Origin of the sequence: Paenimyroides aestuarii, from assembly GCF_024628805.1 — a bacterium.
GTDB lineage: Bacteria > Bacteroidota > Bacteroidia > Flavobacteriales > Flavobacteriaceae > Flavobacterium > Flavobacterium aestuarii_A.
In genome coordinates, this window is the sequence record NZ_CP102382.1 from 2,544,067 (window position 1) to 2,566,520 (window position 22,454).

The window sequence follows — 22,454 nt, forward strand, 5'->3', positions numbered from 1 at the left end:
AAAATGCAGAGTCTTATTATAGACTCCGCATTTTAATCCCAAAGAATTTTCAATTAATTAAATATATAAAACTGAACCTTTTTTAAGAATAAATAGAATTATTCGAAAATAACAAGATTACCAGTAAAAATGTTTTCATTAATTGATTCTTTAAAGTAAATATAAAAAAAATCAACCCAAATTTGGATTGATTTTTTTATGTTATAAAATTCGTTCGGAAACGTAGTCTAGTTTTACGGTTGGATATTTACTTTGGGTCATTTGAATAGAAAATTCAGAATCGGCTAGGAAAACCAATTGTCCCGATTTGTCTTTTGCTAAGAATTTTTGTTTTACACGTTTAAATTCGGCAAACTCTTCGTTTTTAGGGTCTTCCGGTCGCACCCAACATGCTTTAAAAGCTGGGAAATTTTCGTAAGTACATTTTGCACCGTATTCATGTTCTAAACGGTATTGAATAACTTCATATTGCAGCGCACCAACGGTTCCAATTACTTTTCGGCCGTTTAATTCAAGGGTAAACAACTGTGCCACTCCTTCATCCATCAATTGGTCAATTCCTTTTTCCAATTGTTTTGATTTCATTGGATCGGCATTGTTAATATATCGAAAATGCTCGGGTGAGAACGATGGTATCCCACGGAAATTCATCAATTCCCCTTCAGTTAGCGTATCGCCGATTTTAAAGTTTCCGGTATCATGCAATCCCACAATATCTCCGGCGTATGAAATATCAACAATTTCTTTCTTTTCGGCAAAAAACGCATTCGGACTTGAAAATTTTAAATTCTTACCCAAACGAACATGTGTGTATGGCTTGTTGCGTTCAAAAGTTCCCGAAACAATCTTGATAAACGCTAGACGGTCACGGTGTTTTGGATCCATATTGGCGTGAATCTTAAATACAAAACCTGCGAATTTATTTTCATCAGGAAGCACGGTTCGGGTATCTGAATCTTTTGCTCGGGGCGATGGCGCAATTTCTATAAAGCAATCTAACAATTCCCGCACTCCGAAATTATTTAAAGCAGATCCAAAGAAAACAGGTTGTAAATCGCCCTTTATATAATCTTCCCGGTTAAATTCTGGATATACTTCAGCAACCAATTCCAGTTCTTCCCGCAATTTTGCAGCGGGTTTTTCACCAACCAATTGATCTAAAGCTTTGTCTTCTAAATCATCAATTGTAATTACATCATCGATATTTTTGCGGCTGTCTTCACTAAACAAATTAATGTTCTTTTCCCAGATGTTATAAATTCCCTGAAAATCGTAACCCATACCAATTGGGAACGACAACGGCGTTACTTTTAATCCTAATTTTTGTTCTACTTCATCCAGCAAATCAAATGCATCTTTTCCTTCACGGTCTAATTTGTTAATAAACACAATCATTGGAATATTGCGCATTCTACAAACTTCAACCAATTTTTCGGTTTGCTCTTCTACCCCTTTTGCAACATCGATCACCACTATAACCGAATCTACGGCTGTGAGTGTTCTAAAAGTATCTTCGGCAAAATCTTTATGTCCGGGTGTATCTAAAATGTTGATTTTCTTATTTTTATAATTAAACGCAAGCACCGATGTTGCCACCGAAATTCCTCTTTGACGCTCAATTTCCATAAAATCGGATGTAGCTCCTTTCTTAATTTTATTGCTTTTTACCGCACCTGCTTCTTGAATAGCACCACCAAATAAAAGCAATTTTTCGGTTAGGGTGGTTTTACCGGCATCGGGATGGGCAATAACACCAAAGGTTCTTCTGCGTAAAATTTCGTCTTTAAAACTCATTTTAATTTCTTTAAAGGTGCAAAAATAGGATTTTATTGTGGTATTTTAAAACAAATAAAGCGTTGGTTTTTGTAATCGTTTTATGTTCTATCGCAAAAAAGTTTAACTTTGCGCAAACAATCAAAAATGGTAATGAAGCGTATAAAAAAAAATTTTCTTTTTCTTCTTTTTTCTTTTTCAACCTTTATGTATGCGCAAAAACCAACCGATGTTTTGGTTACAATTAACGACAGTATATACACTGTTGCTGATTTTGAGCGTTTGTACAATAAAAATATCGATGTAATTGCGGATGAATCTCAAAAAGACATCGACAATTATTTTGAATTGTATAAAACCTATAAATTGCGTTTGCAACACGCATACAGCTTGGGAATTGATCAATCACCAAAAGTGCAACAAGAATTTGCAATGTACCGAAAGGAATTGGCAGAAAAATATTTTATAAACGAAAAAGAATTAAACCGTTTATTGGATGAAGCTTTAGAGCGAAATAAATGGGAAGTAAACGCCTCGCACATTTTAATTACTGTTGATGAATTTGCTGTACCTGCAGATACCTTAAAAGCTTATAACCAAGCTATTGCTGTTAGAAGCGAAATTTTAAAAGGATTACCATTTGAAGATGCCGCTGTTGTCTATTCCAATGATTTAAGTGCAAAACACAACAAAGGTAATTTGGGTTATTTTAGTGTTTTTAAAATGGTTTATCCGTTTGAAAGCGGCGCCTATAACACACCAGTTGGAGCTGTTTCAATGCCGATTCGAACGAAATTTGGTTTCCATTTAATTAAAGTTCATAAAAAAAGACCTGCTCCAAAAACAAAGCGAATTGCACATATTTTAGTTGAAACAAAAGATAAAGAACAAGGCGATGCTCAAAAGAAAATCAACGAAATCTACAAACGTTTAGAAGTTGGTGATTCTTTTTTTGATGTTGCTTTTCATTTCTCGGAAGATATTCACACGCGAGACAACGGAGGTGATTTGGGTATTTATAACGAAGGAACGCTCAATATTGATGGTATTTCGGATATTTTATATGAGTTAAATTTTAAAGATGCCTATTCAAAACCGTTTGCAAGTCAGTATGGATGGCACATCGTTGCAGTCACCGATATCAAAGAACAGCCCGAAGAAGAAGATTTAAAGGCTAACTTTCTCCGAAAAATAAAGTCAGACGAACGCTCAAAAGTGCTGGAAAAAGACTTAATGGATCATTTAAAAGAATTGTATCAATTTAAAGTAAACACAGAAAATCTATCGAAAACCGTATCGCTTTTAAATCGAACCGAATTAATGAACCAACCAAAAGTGGAACAAACAAAAGAAACCGAAAGTGTGGTAGCTGTTTTTACAGATAATCAAATTACGGTAAAAAATATTTTGGACCATATTTATTCGTTTCCAAACAAATACGCAGCCACACCAACCGATGAATTGCTTGTGAAAAAAGCATTTAATTTTTATACGCTTCAAAAATTAAAAGAAACCTACAACAGTAATTTGGAACGTAATTTTCCTGAGTTTGCACACACTTTACATGAGTATAAAGAAGGTTTAATGTTATTTGATTTATTAGAGGAAAAGATTTGGAACGTAACTGCAAATGATACCGTAGCACTTCAAAATTATTTTGAACAGCACCAATCTAATTACACGCAACCTGCGCATTTTATTGGGGAAGTTTATGTTTTCAACAATAAATCTGATGCTAAAACCTATCATAAATTATTAAAGAACAATTATACAGTTAAAGAAGCCGATTTTCCGATGGTTTATAAATACCAAGGGCGATTTTATAGAAATGACAAACGTTTACCCGAAAATTTAGATTTTAATTCATTAGGAAAAAAGGTAATAAAATGGAACAATTTGTACTATGTTTTTTATTTGCGCGATAAAAAAGACAGCTATGAACCTGCATTTGAAGAAGTGAAAAGCAAAGTAATCACAGACTACCAAGCATTATTCGAAAAACAGTTCAATGAGCAATTAAAAGAAAAAGCATCAATACACGCCAATCAAGCTGTTTTGAATCAATTAAAAACTAAATACAACAAAAAAAATCTTAATTAAAATTAAAAATAGACAAAAGTTTGCTGTAGCTATGTATCTTTGTTGCAGTTTGTAAAAATTAATACACAAATATGAAATTATTTCTTAAAAACATTTTAATGACAGTTTTGGCTGTTGTTAGTTTTGTAAGCGTACAGGCACAACAAGCAACCAAAAAGCGTATCGATGGCGTTGTGGGTGTTGTAGGTAACTACGTTATTTTAGATTCTGATATAAACAATACCCTCATCCAAGCAAAAGCAACCGGCTACGATACTGCTAAACTAACCCGCTGTGAACTTTTGGGAACACTTTTAGAAAATAAATTGTTCACACACCAAGCCATTCAAGACAGTATTGTGTTGACAGATGAGGAAGTGAATAGTTATATGGATGGACAAATCGACCGTATGGTTGAACAAGCAGGTTCAATTGATAATGTGGTGCAGTTTTACAACAAAAAAAGCTATGAAGAATTAAGAGAAACGTTTTTCGACATTACAAAAGAAAATCTTTTGGCATCGCGTATGCAAGATAAGTTGATAAAAGAAGTAACCATTACCCCAGAAGAGATTCGCCAGTTTTACAATAAAATCCCAAAAGATTCATTGCCAATGGTGGGCGATCAAATAGAAATGGCAGAAATTGTTATAAAACCCGAAATCACAAAAGAACAGCGCCAAGCAGTTATTGATAAGCTCAATGAAATCCGTCAAGACGTTATAGACGGCTCGTCGTTTGCCAGCAAAGTGTATATGTATTCTGAAGACAAAGGATCTATACAAACAGGTGGTTTATATACCATCGACAAAAAAACGCAATTTGTAAAAGAATTTAAAGATGTGGCTTTTTCATTAAGAGAAGGCGAAATATCAAAACCTTTCGAAACAGAACACGGGTATCACATTATTTTATTAGAAAAAATTAAAGGGAAAGATTTAGAACTTCGCCATATATTAATAAAACCAAAACCAACCGCAGAAGCATTAGAAAAAGCAAAAACCACTTTAGATGAGTTGCGCATTCGTATTTTAAACAAAGAAATCACCTTTGCCGATGCAGCTCGTCAATATTCAGAACAAAAAGAAACCAAACAAAGCGGTGGAATTTTATTAGATCGTTCGGGAGAATCTCGATTTGAATTGAATAAAATGGAAGACAGAATGTTGTATGAAATGGTTTCAAATTTAAAAGTAGGTGAAATTTCAAACAACACTTTGGTAACTGATCCCACAGACAAACAATACTACCGAATTGTTCAAATAACCAATAAAATACCCCAACACCTTGCTGATTTTTCAAAAGATTATATGCAAATACGTTATGTGGCACTTAAATCAAAACAAAACGAGGTGATTGGAAAATGGATAGCAGATCATATAAAAGATACCTATATCTATATTAATGATGATTATCAAAACTGCAACTTTAAAAGCAATTGGCTTAAAAACAGATAATATGCACACAAAAAGCTCTTCTCTATGAAGGGCTTTTTGATTATTTAGCAGATATTTGAAAAGAAATGTATCTATATAGCAAAAAAACAATTATTTTTTTTAGATAATGATATGCAGTTTATTAAAATATTGACTTAAAAACACTAAAATAGAATAATTATAAATAATAATTCTTATAATTGATGAATTTATTAAAAATTTTTTAATTCAAATTGAATTTTGTATTTTTGTAAAAATTAAACATTAAATAACTAAACACAATTTATAAAGTATGGCTTTTGATATTGAAATGATTAAAAAAGTGTACGAAAACATGCCTGCACGTGTTGACAAAGCACGCGAATTAGTAGGTCGTCCGCTAACACTTTCAGAAAAGATTTTATATTCTCATTTATGGGAAGGAACACCTTCACAAAAATTTGAAAGAGCAAAAGATTATGTAGATTTTGCTCCAGATCGTGTAGCATGTCAAGACGCTACTGCCCAAATGGCTTTATTGCAGTTTATGCATGCCGGTAAAGAACAAGTGGCAGTACCAACAACCGTTCACTGTGATCACTTAATTCAAGCAAAAGTAGGTGCAGAAAAAGATTTAGCTGTAGCAAACAACCAATCAAAAGAGGTTTTTGATTTCCTTTCATCTGTTTCCAATAAATACGGTATTGGCTTCTGGAAACCAGGTGCTGGAATCATCCACCAAATTGTTTTAGAAAACTATGCATTCCCTGGCGGTATGATGATCGGAACCGATTCTCACACAGTAAACGCAGGTGGTTTAGGAATGCTTGCTATTGGTGTGGGTGGTGCAGATGCAGTTGATGTAATGAGCGGTATGGCTTGGGAATTAAAGTTTCCTAAACTTATCGGAGTAAAATTAACAGGAAAATTAAACGGATGGACAGCTCCAAAAGATGTTATCTTAAAAGTTGCTGATATTTTAACCGTTAAAGGTGGAACAGGTGCTATTGTTGAATATTTTGGCGAAGGCGCACTTTCAATGTCTTGTACAGGTAAAGGAACCATTTGTAATATGGGTGCCGAAATTGGTGCTACTACATCTACCTTTGGGTATGATGATTCCATGAGAAGATATTTAACAGCTACCGGTCGTGCAGATGTGGTTGAAGCAGCTGATAAAGTAGCTTCATACTTAACTGCCGATGCAGAAGTATATGCAAACCCAGAGCAATATTTTGACCAATTAATCGAAATTAATTTATCAGAATTAGAACCATATATCAACGGACCTTTCACTCCAGATAGAGGAACACCTGTATCAAAAATGAAAGAAGAAGCCGCTAAAAATGATTGGCCGGTAAAAGTAGAATGGGGATTAATCGGTTCATGTACCAACTCTTCTTATGAAGATATGTCGCGTGCAGTTTCAATCGTTAACCAAGCTGTGGAACTTGGCATTACACCAAAAGCCGAGTTTGGTATCAACCCAGGTTCTGAACAAATTCGATACACCATTGAAAGAGACGGTATGATTGCTGCCTTTGAAAAAATGGGAACAAAAGTATTTACAAATGCTTGTGGACCTTGTATTGGGCAATGGGATCGTGAAGGAGCAGACAAAGGTGAGAAAAACACTATTGTACACTCTTTTAACCGTAACTTCTCTAAACGTGCCGATGGAAATCCAAATACGCATGCCTTTGTAACTTCTCCAGAAATGGTTGCAGCATTGGCAATTTCGGGTCGATTAGATTTTAACCCAATTACCGATAAATTGCTAAACGATAATGGCGAAGAGGTAATGTTTAAACCGCCATTTGGCGATGAATTACCAACAAAAGGTTTCGATGTGGAAGACGCAGGTTATCAAGCGCCAGCAGCAGACGGGTCTAGCGTAAATGTAGTGGTGAGTCCAGATTCATCTCGTTTACAATTGTTAGAACCTTTCCAACCTTGGAACGGTCAAAATATTACAGGAGCTAAATTGTTAATCAAAGCTTTCGGAAAATGTACCACCGACCACATTTCAATGGCAGGACCATGGTTGCGTTTCCGCGGACACTTAGACAATATTTCAAACAATATGCTAATTGGTGCAGAAAATGCGTTTAACGGAAAAGCAAACCTTGTTAAAAATCAATTAACAGGTGAATATGCAGAAGTTCCAGCGGTTCAACGTCAATACAAAGCCGCAGGAATTCCATCAATCGTAGTGGGTGATCAAAACTACGGTGAAGGATCATCGCGTGAGCACGCTGCAATGGAACCTCGCCACTTAGGTGTAAAAGCAGTTCTAGTAAAATCGTTTGCTCGTATCCACGAAACCAACCTTAAAAAACAAGGTATGTTGGCATTGACATTTGCAAACGAAGCTGATTACGATAAAATTCAAGAAGACGATACCATCAACTTTTTAGATTTAACCGAATTTGCTCCAGGAAAACAATTAACTTTAGAATTCGTTCATGCAGACGGTTCTAAAGACATCATCATGGCAAATCATACCTATAACGACAGCCAAATTGAGTGGTTTAAAGCAGGTTCTGCATTAAATTTAATTGCAGCAGGAAAATAATTTCTTGAAAATACACACATAAAAAATCCGACTAATTCACATAATTGGTCGGATTTTTGTTTTAAAATATCTAAAAAATAACCGATATTTACCCTACATTTTTATATATGACTTTTTTAGAAGCAATTATCGCAGTAGTAGCAGTTTCCATGATTTGTTTTTTGGTGACTGTTATTGTGTTGGCAAATCGCAAAAAATTTTTTCGTGTGATTACTATCAACACCTTACTTTTTGTAGGATATTGCTTTGTTGCCTACCATTACGAAACTCTTTTCAATAAAGATGTTTTTGGGAAAGGCAGAATTATATTCTTACTCACGTGTGTGTTTCTTCATGCAGTTATAGCATTAATCCTTGTAATAAAAAGTGAACGAATCTATGTTCCTTTTTTAAATGAAAATATTGATAAAAAAGTTGAAAAACCAGATGATGAGTAGGAACATAAATATTCTGTACTAAAGACTTTGTTCAACACATTTATTATAAGTAAATTTATCTTTTAAAAATAAAATCAACATAATGAACTTTCAAAATACAAAAGAATTTGCACAATCCTTAGATGCACAAGACGAATTAAAGAAATACCAAAGTGAATTTGTTTTCCCACAAGTCAATGGAAAAAAAGCAATCTATTTTACGGGAAATTCATTGGGATTAATGCCAAATCGTGCCAAAAAATATGTAGATGAAGTGATGAATGATTGGGCAAATATGGCTGTTGAAGGACATTTTTATGCACAAAAGCCATGGTGGGATTACCATGAGCGTTTTTCAAATCCGTTATCAAAAATCGTGGGAGCAAAACCTAGTGAGGTTTCTGTAATGAACACCCTTACTGTGAATTTACACATGATGATGGTTTCGTTTTATAACCCAACACCTACCCGATTCAAAATTATTTGCGAAGAAAAAGCTTTTCCTAGCGACCAGTATATGTTGCAAACCCAAGTTAAATTTCATGGTTTCGATCCAAAAGATGCTATTGTTGAAGTACAGCGCAGAGCGGGTGAACACAATCTGCGCAACGAAGACATTATCGCTAAGATTAATGAAGTAGGCGATGAATTGGCGCTTGTTTTGATTGGTGGCATTAACTATTACACTGGTCAGGTTTTAGATATGGAAAACATCACAAGAGCTGGTCATGCGGTTGGGGCAAAAGTAGGTTGGGATTTGGCACATGCTGCCGGAAATATCGAGCTCAAATTGCACGATTGGAATGCAGATTTCGCTTGTTGGTGTAGTTACAAATACATGAATGCAGGTCCAGGAAGCGTTGCCGGATATTTCGTACACGAAAAACATCACAACAATCCTGATCTAAATCGTTTTGGAGGATGGTATGGTCACGATAAAGAACGTCGTTTTTTAATGGAGCCTGAATTTACGCCAAATGAAGGAGCATTGGGTTGGCAAAGTTCATGTACGGGTGTTTTGGCAATGGCACCTTACTTGGCATCTGTTGAAATGTTTGATGAAATAGGTATGGATGCCCTTATAAAAAAGCGCAATTTAATAACTGCTTATTTAGAATTTATCGTAAACGAAATAGCCAAAGAAACCAATACCAATTTAGAAATTATCACTCCAAAAAATCAAGCAGAACGAGGATCGCAGCTTTCTGTGGTTTTACACGGCGAAGGAAAAGAACTTTTTCATTATTTAATGAAAGAAGGCGTGATTGTAGATTGGCGTGAACCAGCAGTTATTCGTTTAGCTCCGGTGCCATTATATTCAACCTTTGAAGATATGTATCATTTTGGACAAATTTTGAAAAAAGGAATACAAACAACTTAATATATTTAGCCAGCTTTACGCTGGCTTTTTTTATATTTGTAACGCATAAAAAGAAATAAAAAATGCTTACTAAACAACAAAAAATCGAAAATTTTGATCCATCGCAACCCGGTTCGGCTGATGCATCTATTTATGGATTACCTTTCACAGCACACGAAAGTGAAATAATCATTTTACCAGCACCTTGGGAAGTAACGGTGAGTTATGGAAGTGGTGCCAGCGAAGGACCTGAAGCAATTTTAAACGCGTCCTTTCAAGTTGATTTACTGCATCAAGAATTTCCAGATTTATGGAAACTAGGAATTTATATGGACGAAGCGCCGCAACATTGGATTGAAAACAGCGAAAAATATAAAAATTTAGCCCAACCAATTATTGAAGCATTAGAAAATGGTGAAGCCATAGAAACATTCCCACAACTACAGGCAGATTTAGATAAAATTAATAAAGCATCGGCTCAATTCAACCAAGAAGTGAAAGAGCGCACACTTTATTGGATGAATCAAGGAAAGAAAGTAATTCTTTTGGGTGGCGATCATTCCACGCCCATGGGTTATTATGAAGCGTTGGCTAGTAAAAATGACCTTTTTGGTATTCTGCACTTTGATGCCCACATGGATTTGCGCGAAGCTTACGAAGGTTTTACCTATTCGCACGCTTCCATCATGTATAATGCTATAAAATTGCCACAAATAGAAAAAATAGTGCAAGTAGGCATTCGTGATTTTAGTGAAGGCGAAGTAGAAGTTGTAAAAAAATCAAACAAAGTAAAAGTATATACTGATACCGATTTAAAAGCAAAGCAATTCACAGGAACTACTTGGCAGGATCAGTGCAATGAAATAATAGCGCAGTTACCTGAAAATGTTGCAATTAGCTTTGATATAGATGCTCTTTATCGTTGGTATTGCCCCAATACAGGCACACCAGTTCCGGGTGGTTTAGCTTACGAACAAGCCACATATTTATTAAGTGCATTAGCAAATTCAAACAAAAAAATCATCGGAATTGATCTGGTAGAAGTTGCTCCAGGCGAAGATGATTGGGACGGAAATGTTGGTGCACGCTTATTGTTTCATTTGTGTGGAGTTTTTGCTAAAAACTCAGGAATGAATGTAGGCGAAAAGATTGAGTTTTAATTAGAATTAAATTTATTCCTTTTTATGGAAGACATTAATAAAGAAGTACATCAAGCATTTGAAGTAATTAAAAACGGAGGAATTATCCTTTATCCAACCGACACTGTTTGGGGATTGGGCTGTGATGCAACCAACGAAGAAGCTGTGAAGAAAATTTACGAGCTTAAAAAGCGTGAGGAAAGCAAAAGCATGATTGTTTTGGTGAACAACGACCGCTTACTTTACCATGTTTTTAAAAACATTCCACAAGTGGCTTTTGATATTTTAGATTGTGCCGAAAAACCAACAACTTTAGTTTTAGATGAGCCCAGAAATGTAGAAAAAAACCTGATTGCAGATGATAATTCATTAGGAATACGCATTGTAAATACCCCTTTTGTTTTCAAATTGGTAGAGCGAATGAAGCGTCCATTGGTTTCCACATCGGCTAATATTTCTGGCGATGTCACTCCTACCCGGTTTTCAGAAATCTCTCAGGAAATAATAAGTGGTGTAGATTATGTGGTGCAATTAGATCAAGATAAAATCTGTAAAAAATCATCAACCGTAATTAAACTTACAAATGATGCTCAAGTAAAAATTTTAAGAAAATAATGATTCATTCATCCAATTATAAAGAAGCCTTACAAAATCCCATTTTTGAAATAATAAAGCAAGCTGCCGAAGCTTTGAAGGTAGATGCTTATGTGATTGGTGGATTTGTACGCGATTACATTTTGCAACGCAATTCTAAGAAAGATATTGATATTGTGGCTGTTGGCAGCGGTATTGATTTGGCTTTGAAAGTTTCGGAACTGATACCGCACCAACCCAAAGTGCAAGTTTTCAAAAATTATGGCACAGCCATGTTGCGTTTTAATGATATTGATATTGAATTTGTTGGCGCACGAAAAGAGTCATATCGAGCTGATAGTAGAAATCCATTGGTTGAAAACGGAACACTTAAAGACGATCAAAACCGTAGGGATTTTACCATAAATGCCATGGCTTTTTCATTAAACGAAAGTCATTTTGGTGATTTGGTTGATCCTTTTGATGGAATGATCGATTTGCAAAATCAAATTATTCGCACACCACTTGATCCAGATATCACTTATTCTGACGATCCCTTGCGAATGATGCGCGCCGTGCGGTTTGCCACTCAGTTACATTTTACCATTGAAGAACAATCGCTGGATGCAATTGCAAAAAATGCCAATCGTATAAAGATTATTTCGGGCGAGCGAATAGTAGAAGAATTACATAAAATTTTATTGACCAATAAACCATCTACAGGCTTTTTACTGTTGTACAAAACAGGGTTACTCGATTTGATTTTACCTGAATTAACTGCCTTAAACAATGTGGAAGAAGTGGAAGGTCACACACACAAAAACAACTTTTACCACACCTTAGAAGTGGTTGATAATATTTGTCCGAATACGGATGATTTATGGCTGCGTTGGGCTGCTTTGTTGCACGATATTGGAAAAGCACCTACCAAAAAATTCAATAAGAAGAACGGTTGGACATTCCATGGGCACGAATTTTTGGGCAGTAAAATGGTGAAGCGAATTTTTCAGCGTTTGCACATGCCTTTAAACCAAAAAATGCGTTTTGTACAAAAAATGGTGGCGATGAGTTCTCGACCAATTGTAATCGCAGAAGATACAGTCACCGATTCGGCAGTTCGCCGATTAGTGTTTGATGCAGGCGAAGATGTGGAAAATTTGTTAACCTTGTGCGAAGCAGATATTACTACGAAAAATCAAAAGAAGTTTCAAAAATACCATAACAATTTTAAAATTGTTCGCCATAAAATTGTGGAAGTTGAAGAACGCGATCATGTACGCAATTTTCAGCCACCCATTACTGGCGAAGAAATAATGGAAATTTTCGATCTAAAGCCTTCAAGAGAAATCGGACAAATAAAAGATGCCATTAAAGAGGCTATTTTGGAAGGTGATATTGCAAATGAGTATGCTGCGGCGTATCAATTTATGGTAAAAAAAGCAGATAGTTTAGGGTTAAAACCCGTTAATCCAAAGTTATAATTATGGAAAGCAAATCGTTTATTCGTTGGGCAAAAATCACACTTGTATTGGTTTATTTGGTCATTATTGCAGGAGCAACTGTCCGCATGACTGGTTCGGGAATGGGGTGTCCTGATTGGCCAAAATGTTTTGGATATTATATTCCACCCACACAAGTGGAAGAATTGCTTTGGAAGCCCAATCATGCTTATAATAAAGGACAAGTAATCATCAACAGCAATAAATTGTGGGTTGCAAATAGCGATTTCACTACAAATGATGTGTACAATCCAAGCCATTGGAACGAATATACAAAGCACGATTATGCTGTTTTTAACCCTTATCACACTTGGGTTGAATACATCAATAGATTGTTTGGCGCATTGGCCGGTTTGGCTTGTTTGGTGTTATTTATTCATTCAATAATTTCTGTAGCATTTTTTAAAGCAAATTATAAGCTAATTATTTGGTCGGCAATTGTGCTGTTTTTATTAGGTTTTAATGCTTGGTTAGGCGCTACTGTAGTTTATTCGGTGCTGAATCCTATCAAAATAACCACACACATGATTGCTGCATTGCTAAATGTAGCCGCACTGATTTATTTGATTTATTTGGCGAAGAATAACCACACCAAATCTCTTAAATATGATCGCACCTTTTATGTTTTCACTTGGGTAGCCCTACTTTTTTCATTGATACAAATTGGTTTAGGAACGCAAGTTCGACAGTTTATAGATGATCAAACTCGCAGCGGAATCACCGATGTATCGCTTTGGTTGCAAAATCCGGATTTAACTTTCTATATTCACAGAACATTTTCGTTAGCTATATTTTTTGTTAACCTTTACTTGTTCTTGCGCAATAAACGATTAAACCTTGGTAATAAAAAAGTAAATTGGGTGCTGTTGCTATTAATTTTAGAGATTTTAACAGGTGTTTTAATGTATTATATTCATTTTCCGTTTGGTACACAAGCTGCGCATTTGGTTCTTGCGGCTGTTATGTTTGGCTTGCAATTTGCCATTATTTTAGAATCAAAAAAGAATTAATTTCTCATGAAAAAAATCGTTGTATTAGTTGCAATTTTGCTCACAACCATAAAAGGTTTTTCAAACACTACTGAAAAAGGAGATCCAAAATTAGGGGCATGGTATATGTATTTTGGAAATGCTCGATTTCAAAATACCAAGTGGAATCTTAACTACGATGCGCAATATCGAAATTATGAAGTTTTTTCTGATTTAAACCAACTTTTAATTCGGGGTTCTGTTCAATATATGCTGCTTGATGATCTTACATTGGGCGCAGGATATGGTTTTGTGAACACAGAGCAATACTTAAAACCCGATGTTCCAATTATCGAAAACCGAATTTTTCAGGATGTGATTACCCAACAAAAAATTGCAACTGCTACTGTGAGGCATCGATTCAGGTTTGAACAGCGTTTTGTTGAAAATCAAGATTTTAAATCAAGGTTTAGGTATTTGTTAGGAGTAGATGTTCCTATTTACCAAAACACGGAAAAAAATCAAAGCTTGTATGCAAGTTTCTACAATGAACTTTTTATGAATACCGATGCATCTTCAAGAAAAAATAATGCATTCGACAGAGATCGCTTATATATTGGTGCGGGTTATAAATTTAATAAAGATTTAGGAATTCAAGTTGGTTGGATGAATCAGATGCTTCAAAAAACAGCTCATCAGCAATTAATGTTTTCTTTGCATCATAATTTGAAGATATAAAACGAAAAACGCTTTCCTTACGAAAGCGTTTTGTTTTTAGCAGTTACTTTTTCTTTAATAACCGAATAAATAATCGGAAGTACCGATAGTAAAATTATCAGCAACACTACTTTTGAAAAATTGTCTTTTATTAATGGAATATTTCCTAAAAAATATCCAGCCAAAGTAATCCCGAAAACCCAGATAAATCCACCTACAAAATTATAGGTTAAAAAAGTAGCGTAATTCATTCTGCCAATACCTGCAACAAATGGAGCCAAGGTTCTAACAATTGGAACAAAGCGTGCAATAACAATAGTTTTGCTGCCGTATTTTTCGTAAAACGAATGGGTTTTATTAATATGTTCAATCGTAACCGGCTGTTTGCCCAATATTCTAAAATTGATGATGCGCATGCCGATTTGTTTCCCAATTGAATAATTAACGGTATCGCCTAAAACTGCTGCTATGAACAATAAAATCATTACCAGCCAAACGTTTAAACTTTCAGGAAACTGTGCGGCTAACATTCCGGTTGCAAACAACAATGAATCGCCCGGTAAAAAAGGCATTACCACCAAACCGGTTTCAACAAAAATGATTAAAAACAATATAGCATACACCCAAACGCCATAGTCTTGCAAGAAAACTTCCAAATACTGGTCGATATGCAGTATAAAATCGATTAATTCCATTTTAAAATCTTGAAAAAATACATAAAAAAAAGGCTTTCGCCTTCCTTATTCCGTTGGTCCTTCCCACTCGTTCATCCCTCCAACCAAGTTAAAAGTGTTTTCAAAACCCAATTGGTTCATCAATAAACACGTTTGCCCGCTGCGGTTTCCGGAACGGCAATAAACATAATAATTTTTCGATTTATCTAAGTTTTCTAACGCGTTTAAAAAATCTTGTCCTTGGTAAAAATCATGATGAACAGCTCCTGGAATAGTTCCTTCACTTACTTCCTCTTCCGTGCGAACATCTAACAAAACAGCGTTTTCATCGTTTTGAAAATCGCTCCACCATTGTTCTTGTTGTAAATCCATGTTTTAGAATTTTATTTTTTTCAAAGATAATTAAATCCTTTTAAAATAAAGAAATCTTATTAATTTAGTAATCTTAAAAATTTATCCCAATGTCTTCACACCACATAGTACGCGATGATCAAGAACCTGCTTTAATAATTGCCAATGGCGAAGCTTGTTCAATGGATTTGCTGAATGAATTATTGGAATGGAATCCGCTGGTGGTTGTGCTAGACAGCGCTATGACACGCGTTTTGGAATTGGGAATTAAAGTAGATGTTTTAATTGGTGATTTTGATCGAGGTTTTGACTATGAATATTACAAAAATTCACAATATCCCATCGAAATTGTTAAATTAGAAGCACAGGATTCGTATGATATCGACAAAGCCATCAATTATTTAATTGACCGAAAAATACCTGCTGCAAATATTCTTTGGGCAACTGGCAAAAGAATGGATCACACATTTACTAATATTACCAATTTGGTTAAATATCAAGCCTTAATAAAACTTGTTATTATTGATGATTACTCTAAAATCTTTCCGTTGCAGAAAAACTTCGTGAAATGGTATCCAAAAGAAACTATTTTATCCTTGATTCCCGTAGGATCTGTTGAAGGAATTTCAACCAAAAACTTGAAATACGAACTCAAAAATGATTCCCTGATTTTAGGCTTCAAACCAGGAAGCAGTAATGAGGTATTAACAGATGGTTTGGTGGAAATAACGTATGAACAGGGGCATTTAATCCTTATGGAGTGTAATGATTAAATTTTGATGTATGATCTTTATTGTCATGAAATAGAGAAACACCACAAATATCTAGATAGAGAATTCTCATAAACCAAGATTCTTATAGTGCACTAATAAAAACTATTCAATACCTTTAAAGCTTTAGATTGTACAAAAATTACAGCAAAGAAAATCGGCCATTAGTAAGGAAACAAAATGATATTCATAGCCAACGAAGTTCATCTGTGAGATGATGATCGATATTACCGAACAAGTAAATAAAATTGACCTTTGAAAAACTCACCTCAGGTCAATCGACCATTTTAAAGAAAAAACAACAAACGAAAAAGTTTTCCAGTACTTTGTTCAGGATAGAAAGACAGATTTATTATAGAAAAATTAATAGGTGTTTTAACAAGAAAAACAAGGCTCGGCTGGTTGTTTATATGGTTCTATAAATTGACCAGCAAATGCCATGAATCGGAGCTTCAAAGTTATACTATTTTTTACACAATAACCTAAAAACATTAAAAATCGGTAAGGATAAGTTTATTGGCATCCTTCGAGCCAATCATTTGCATATTACGCCAAAACGTTCTTATCATATCACAACGAACTTATATCCTTGTTTCAGAACAATAGAATAATCAAATAATAGATCCGGAAATAAACAAGTCGTGACTAGTCTGGGTACCTGTCATCATTTACATAGAAAATCGTTGGTTATCATGTATCTGATAATCTATATACTGAAAGTCAGTTTGGTAGCATTAAGATTGGCTATAAAACAAAGAAAAACTAATAATTTGATTTTGATACATCATTCTGATAGAGCTCACCAATATTTTGCTAATTAAATACATAATCAAACAAATTGAAAATAAAAATAGATTTAACAAAAAACACTCACAAAACATTTTTGCAAGTGTTTAACCAACTATTTTTGTCAAATAAATATTTATCCCTTTAGAAGTAATCAATTGGTTTATTTTTAAGGAATATATTTCTTCTCAAAATTAGGCTTTCGCTTCTCTAAAAAAGCATTTCGGCCTTCGATAGCTTCATCGCTCATATACGCCAAGCGCGTTGCTTCACCCGCAAAAACTTGTTGACCAACCATTCCATCATCGGTTAAATTCATAGCAAATTTGAGCATTTTAATAGAAATTGGCGATTTTTCTAAAATTTCTTGTGCCCATTGATACGCAGTTTGCTCTAATTCGTCGTGCGGAACCACAGCATTCACCATTCCCATATCATACGCATCTTGGGCAGAGTAGTTTCTTCCTAAAAAGAAAATTTCACGTGCTTTCTTCTGACCAACCATTTTGGCTAAATATGCCGAACCATATCCACCGTCAAAACTTGTAACATCTGCATCGGTTTGTTTAAAGATAGCGTGTTCTTTACTAGCCAATGTTAAGTCGCAAACAACGTGTAATGAATGACCGCCACCCACAGCCCAACCATTTACAACGGCAATAACCGCTTTTGGTGTAAAACGAATTAAGCGCTGCACTTCTAAAATATTCAGGCGGTGATAACCGTCTTCCCCAACATAACCTTGATAGCCACGCGCTTTTTGATCGCCTCCGCTGCAGAAAGAATATACACCATCTTTAGGAGAGGGACCTTCAGACGAAAGCAAAATAACTCCAATTGAAGTGTCTTCATGTGCATCATGAAATGCTTTTAACAATTCAGCGGTGGTTTTTGGGCGAAAAGCATTGCGAACTTCTGGTCTGTTGAAAGCAATTCGGGCAACGCCGTCACATTTTTTATAAGTTATATCTTCAAATTCTATGGCTGTTTGCCAATTAATTTTCTCCATATTATATCTTTTTATCCTTCAAAGATACATTTTTTACTTTTTATAAAATTAAACGCCATTAAGTGTTTTAAAAATTTAGTAAAACTTTTATATTTGCTTACTTATAGCAAGTATATACCATGAAAAAATTTTTTGTGCCGCTTCTTATTGTGGGTGGTTTATTTACCTCATCGTGCGATAAAAATTTTGATATTGCACAAGTTATTCAAAAAAGAAGTGAGCTTTTTAAAGAAAAAAATAAATTAATATCTAACGATGACCCTTATAGCGTAAAGTTTAATCCTGTTACTCCTAAATATAAATTAGAAACCCGAGAAATTATCGAAGATTTTTATAACAATCGAATCAATCGCGGTGGCTTTTGGGGACAATTTCTTGTAGCAAAAAACGGTCAAATTATTTTTGAAGATTATCAAGGATACGCAAATTATCAGAAAAAAGAAAAAATAAACGACTCTACTCCCATGCATGTCGCTTCGGTAGGTAAAGTTTTTACAGGTGTTACTGTGTTGCGATTAATCCAAAAAGGTAAACTATCGTTAGACCAAAAAGTGCAAAGCATTTTACCTAATTTTCCTTATGAAGACATCACGGTTCGCTTACTTTTAAACCATCGTTCGGGCTTGCCTTATTACGGACATTTTACTTCGAAAGCAGGCGTTTGGAACAATAAGGTGACTTTAACCAATACAGATGTTCTTAATTTATTAGCTACTAAAAGCATTAAACTTGATTTTCGTCCCAACACTCGGTTTACATATTCCAATACCAACTATGTGATTTTGGCTTTGATTGTTGAAAAAATCACCGAAAAATCATTTCAAAATGCAATGAAAGAATTGGTTTTAGAACCCTTAAAAATGAACAATACCTTTGTTTTGGAGAGTTTAGAAAACAAGTACAACATCACTCAATCATATTACGCAAACAATCAAATAATGCGTTGGGATTATTTAGATGGAACGTATGGCGATAAAAATATTTATACAACTGCCCGAGATATGTTAAAACTGGACAAAGCCTTGTATTCAGACGCTTTTTTAAACAAAACACTGAAAGAGCAAATGTACAAAGGTTATTCCTATGAAAAAGCAGGTGAAAACAACTATGGTTTAGCTATTCGAATGATTGAACCTAAAAATGGAGGCAATCTTTACACTTTTCACAATGGTTGGTGGCGAGGCAACAGAACCTCGTATGTAACTTTACGCAAAGACACAATAACCATTATTTGTTTCAATAACCATAATTCGCAGTTGGCGTACAAAACCAAAGAATTAGCACCGCGCTTGGGCAATTATCCATTTATAGAAATTAATGATTAATTTAGAAAAAAATATGAAAAAAATTTCATGTGCATTATTGGGCTTATTATTTGTGGCATGTGCAAGTCATGACAAACAAAACAGTCACTATTATTCAAAATTAACCCCTCATCAATTAAAAAAAGATGTAAAGTATGTGCAAAAACAACTCACAAATATGCATCCCGATTTGTATTGGTATATCTCAAAGGAAGCATTAAACAGTAAGTTCGACAGCTTAAAAAACACACTGAAGGAGCCCTTAACTCCTAATGAATTTTTCTTAAAAATCAGTCCAATTGTCGCTTCGGTTCGCCAAGGGCACATGAGTATGTCTATGGTACAACTCACATCGGCAGATTCTGTAAAGAAAAAATACAAAAACTCATTAAACCCAATTGATAACTTTGAATATGAATATTTAAACAACAAATTATTTGTAAAACGCAATAAATTAAAAAACGATACACTTATTCAGAAAGGAACTCAAGTGCTATCTATAAACGGGATTACTCCTAATTATTTGTTTGAAAAATACGGTAAAACGTTCACATCCGATGGATACAACAAAACCGCTGTACCAAAATTTTTTGCACGCAGAGTTAATTCGTTTTACCAGAACGAATTAGGATTTGTAGATAGTATCAACATGGAAGTGGTTTGTGCCGATTCTGCTTTCCACCACACAATTAAAAGAATATTTAAAGAAAAAAAGGCAAAGAAAAAAGAGGTTGATCAAACCAAAAAAGACACATTAACGAACCAATCTATTGCTAAGAATGACACCCTTCAAAAACGCACAAAAGAAGAGGAAAAGGCTCGAAAATTAGCTTTAAAGGAAGCAAGCAAAAAAACGTTTTACAAACACAGATGGTTTGGTTATGACAGTGAAACCAAAACCTATTCTAAACAAATATCGTATCCCGTTGCACAAGACAGCACCATTGCTGTACTCACAATTAAAGATTTTATTAAGGGAAAAACAAAAGTTTACGATACTATTTTTGCAGAACTGAACAAGCACAATGTTCAAGATTTAATTATAGATTTGCGTGGAAACCCTGGTGGCAGGTTAAATGAAATTCACCAATTGGCACAATATTTAAACGATACTACATTTGTTTTTACACAACCGGCAACCATCACCAAGCGAACAACTTTTTTTAATATTTTTAAAGGAAAAAGTGTAACATCAAAAATTTTAGGCGCACCTTTTTTCAGCGTTTTTTCAACAATCAGAGGAATAAAAGCGCAAAGAACTGCTGAAGGAGAGTTGCGATTAAAGCTAAAATCGTCTAAAATCACACAGCCCAAACCATTAAACTATAAGAATAATTTATATGTGATAACAGATGGTATGACCTTTTCAGCAGCAGCAATTATTTCATCGCATTTAAAAGGCAGAGAACGAGCATTTTTTGTGGGCGATGAAACAGGCGGTACTTTTAACGGAACAGTTGCTGGTATCATGCCCGCTGTGAAACTACCTCATTCCAAATTAAAACTGCGTGTAGGTTTAATGACGATAAAACCAAACGAACAAAGTCAAACAGAAGGTTACGGAGTGATGCCTGATGTGTATATAAAACCAACTGAAGAGGATTTTATGAATGATAAAGATACCGCATTAGAATATCTTTTAAATAAAATTGAAACCAACAAAAAAGGCTCATAAGAGCCTTTTTTTTATGTATCACTTAATCTCAATCTGTGGAAACGACCATTTATTGCGAACGGCAAAAATGCGGATTAAAATGATGGTTCCTGCGGTTGCCACATAAATTATATCGTTATTTACTTTAAGGAAATCTAAAGCAAAAAACATAAAACCACCTGTAAGACAAGCCGTGGCATAAATTTCTTTTCTAAAAATAACGGGGATTTCATTACACAAAATATCACGCGCGACGCCGCCAAAGCAGGCTGTTACAGTTCCTAATAAAATACAAACAATTGGGCTTAATTCAATCATCAAACCTTGTTCAATGCCTATAATTGTAAAAATACCAATACCAATGGTATCAAACAAAAACAACGATGTTCTTAAAAAACTCAACCGATGACGAAACACCACCGAAAGTATTGTTGTTGCGGTTACTATATAAAACGTTTGTAAATTTAAAAGCCAAAAAACGGGCGTATTGCCAATAAGCAGATCTCTCAAGGTTCCACCGCCGATTGATGTGACCATTGCAATCACAAAAACACCAAAAAAATCTAACTTTTTTTCGATTCCTGCCAATGTTCCTGAAATGGCAAATGCAATTAATCCTAAAATATCTAATATGGTAAAAATCATTATTTGCTGGTTAAATGATTAAAATCGTTGATAATGGTTTGAATGAATTGGTGTTGATTAAAATTCTGATTTTTTATTGTGGTCACTTCTTCAATTTTAGCAATCAATTTGGTGATCATTTCATAATCGTTTTGAATAATTGCTGTGTTATATGCTTTTTTAATAATGTTCATATCATGATCCGACAATCGTAAAACAGTGGGAAAGGTCACCACATATTCATTGGATAAATCGTCTAAAAACCTATGGTTTAATTGTACATTCGATTTTAAACTAATCACAGTGGTATCGGTTACCATATCGCCTATTCGCTGGCTTTTTTTGCTAAAAATTATTACTAAAATAGCGGGTAAACCCATAAAAATAAGTATATCCACTAAACGGCAAACCCATCTGCTGAAATAATCTGAAAAACGCGCTTGGTATCCTTCTAATTTTACAACTCTAATTTTCATCATCATTTTTCCTGGTGTTTGTCCGTTGGTCCAACTTTCAAAAAACAAGGTATAAAAAATAAAAGGTATAAACAGCACAAAATAAACCACTCCAGATTCCCAAGCATCCAATGAATTCAAAAATCTGTTTAAGTTTAACAAATCAATTATAAAATAGTAAATAGCTGATACATAAGCTATTTTAATAACCATATCTATTGCAAAAGCTACAATTCGCTCGCCTAGCGAAGCCGGTTTAAAATTTATAGCAACATTTTGTGCTGTGTTGATCGTTATTTCGGTCATTATTTAT

Annotated in this window: 19 protein-coding genes; 13 read left to right on the plus strand and 6 right to left on the minus strand. The window is 34.6% G+C overall.

The window, feature by feature from the left end:
• Window positions 1-201: 201 nt before the first annotated feature.
• Window positions 202-1,794: a peptide chain release factor 3 gene (locus tag NPX36_RS12335; protein ID WP_257499022.1), complete on the minus strand. Its 1,593-nt coding sequence runs from the start codon at window positions 1,792-1,794 to the stop codon at window positions 202-204.
• 132 nt (window positions 1,795-1,926) lie between these two features.
• On the opposite strand from NPX36_RS12335, the gene NPX36_RS12340 reads away from it, so the two are divergent.
• The 10 genes from NPX36_RS12340 to NPX36_RS12385 all read left to right on the plus strand — a co-directional run bounded on the left by NPX36_RS12340 (window position 1,927) and on the right by NPX36_RS12385 (window position 14,535).
• Window positions 1,927-3,873 carry a peptidylprolyl isomerase gene (locus NPX36_RS12340; protein WP_257499023.1) on the plus strand — a complete coding sequence of 649 codons (1,947 nt, stop codon included), beginning with the start codon at window positions 1,927-1,929 and terminating at the stop codon, window positions 3,871-3,873.
• 71 nt (window positions 3,874-3,944) lie between these two features.
• The gene (locus NPX36_RS12345; protein WP_257499024.1) at window positions 3,945-5,309 is read left to right on the plus strand and encodes a peptidylprolyl isomerase; all 1,365 of its coding nucleotides are present in this window, start codon (window positions 3,945-3,947) and stop codon (window positions 5,307-5,309) included.
• Between the two features lie 271 nt (window positions 5,310-5,580).
• A complete protein-coding gene (locus tag NPX36_RS12350; RefSeq protein ID WP_257499025.1) occupies window positions 5,581-7,842 on the plus strand; it encodes an aconitate hydratase in 2,262 nt (753 codons plus the stop codon).
• 107 nt (window positions 7,843-7,949) lie between these two features.
• Window positions 7,950-8,279 (plus strand): hypothetical protein, encoded by a 330-nt coding sequence (locus NPX36_RS12355; protein ID WP_257499026.1) that lies wholly within the window; start codon window positions 7,950-7,952, stop codon window positions 8,277-8,279.
• 82 nt (window positions 8,280-8,361) lie between these two features.
• Window positions 8,362-9,639, plus strand: a complete 1,278-nt coding sequence (gene kynU, locus NPX36_RS12360; protein WP_257499027.1) for a kynureninase — start codon at window positions 8,362-8,364, stop codon at window positions 9,637-9,639.
• 62 nt (window positions 9,640-9,701) lie between these two features.
• The gene (locus tag NPX36_RS12365) at window positions 9,702-10,778 is read left to right on the plus strand and encodes an agmatinase family protein (protein WP_257499028.1); all 1,077 of its coding nucleotides are present in this window, start codon (window positions 9,702-9,704) and stop codon (window positions 10,776-10,778) included.
• Between the two features lie 24 nt (window positions 10,779-10,802).
• Entirely contained in the window at window positions 10,803-11,372 is a 570-nt protein-coding gene (locus NPX36_RS12370; protein ID WP_257499029.1) for an L-threonylcarbamoyladenylate synthase, read from the plus strand.
• Window positions 11,372-12,811, plus strand: a complete 1,440-nt coding sequence (locus tag NPX36_RS12375; RefSeq protein WP_257499030.1) for a CCA tRNA nucleotidyltransferase — start codon at window positions 11,372-11,374, stop codon at window positions 12,809-12,811. Before NPX36_RS12370 ends, NPX36_RS12375 begins: the two co-directional genes overlap by 1 nt.
• Window positions 12,812-12,813: 2 nt before the next feature.
• Window positions 12,814-13,839, plus strand: coding sequence for a COX15/CtaA family protein (locus NPX36_RS12380; protein ID WP_257499031.1), 1,026 nt, complete (start codon window positions 12,814-12,816; stop codon window positions 13,837-13,839).
• 6 nt (window positions 13,840-13,845) lie between these two features.
• Window positions 13,846-14,535 carry a DUF2490 domain-containing protein gene (locus NPX36_RS12385; RefSeq protein ID WP_257499032.1) on the plus strand — a complete coding sequence of 230 codons (690 nt, stop codon included), beginning with the start codon at window positions 13,846-13,848 and terminating at the stop codon, window positions 14,533-14,535.
• A gap of 17 nt (window positions 14,536-14,552) precedes the next feature.
• Here NPX36_RS12385 and NPX36_RS12390 read toward each other — a convergent pair whose 3' ends face one another.
• Both NPX36_RS12390 and NPX36_RS12395 read right to left on the minus strand, forming a co-directional pair.
• Window positions 14,553-15,209, minus strand: a complete 657-nt coding sequence (locus NPX36_RS12390; protein ID WP_257499033.1) for a DedA family protein — start codon at window positions 15,207-15,209, stop codon at window positions 14,553-14,555.
• A 45-nt stretch (window positions 15,210-15,254) separates the two neighbouring features.
• The gene (locus tag NPX36_RS12395; RefSeq protein ID WP_257499034.1) at window positions 15,255-15,560 is read right to left on the minus strand and encodes a rhodanese-like domain-containing protein; all 306 of its coding nucleotides are present in this window, start codon (window positions 15,558-15,560) and stop codon (window positions 15,255-15,257) included.
• Window positions 15,561-15,649: 89 nt separating this feature from the next.
• Between NPX36_RS12395 and NPX36_RS12400 the strand changes: the two genes are divergently transcribed.
• On the plus strand, window positions 15,650-16,312 hold the full coding sequence (locus tag NPX36_RS12400) for a thiamine diphosphokinase (protein WP_257499035.1): 663 nt from the start codon (window positions 15,650-15,652) through the stop codon (window positions 16,310-16,312).
• A 952-nt stretch (window positions 16,313-17,264) separates the two neighbouring features.
• On the opposite strand, the gene NPX36_RS12405 is transcribed toward NPX36_RS12400, so the two are convergent.
• A complete protein-coding gene (locus tag NPX36_RS12405; RefSeq protein ID WP_257499036.1) occupies window positions 17,265-18,104 on the minus strand; it encodes a 1,4-dihydroxy-2-naphthoyl-CoA synthase in 840 nt (279 codons plus the stop codon).
• Window positions 18,105-18,223: 119 nt separating this feature from the next.
• On the opposite strand from NPX36_RS12405, the gene NPX36_RS12410 reads away from it, so the two are divergent.
• Together NPX36_RS12410 and NPX36_RS12415 are read left to right on the plus strand one after the other, a co-directional pair.
• Window positions 18,224-19,429, plus strand: a complete 1,206-nt coding sequence (locus tag NPX36_RS12410; protein WP_257499037.1) for a serine hydrolase domain-containing protein — start codon at window positions 18,224-18,226, stop codon at window positions 19,427-19,429.
• A gap of 13 nt (window positions 19,430-19,442) precedes the next feature.
• Window positions 19,443-21,083 (plus strand): S41 family peptidase, encoded by a 1,641-nt coding sequence (locus tag NPX36_RS12415; RefSeq protein WP_257499038.1) that lies wholly within the window; start codon window positions 19,443-19,445, stop codon window positions 21,081-21,083.
• An 18-nt stretch (window positions 21,084-21,101) separates the two neighbouring features.
• Here NPX36_RS12415 and NPX36_RS12420 read toward each other — a convergent pair whose 3' ends face one another.
• Both NPX36_RS12420 and NPX36_RS12425 read right to left on the minus strand, forming a co-directional pair.
• Entirely contained in the window at window positions 21,102-21,707 is a 606-nt protein-coding gene (locus tag NPX36_RS12420) for a trimeric intracellular cation channel family protein (RefSeq protein WP_257499039.1), read from the minus strand.
• Window positions 21,707-22,447 carry an RDD family protein gene (locus NPX36_RS12425; RefSeq protein ID WP_257499040.1) on the minus strand — a complete coding sequence of 247 codons (741 nt, stop codon included), beginning with the start codon at window positions 22,445-22,447 and terminating at the stop codon, window positions 21,707-21,709. The genes NPX36_RS12420 and NPX36_RS12425 overlap by 1 nt, the downstream gene beginning before the upstream one ends.
• Window positions 22,448-22,454: the final 7 nt, after the last annotated feature.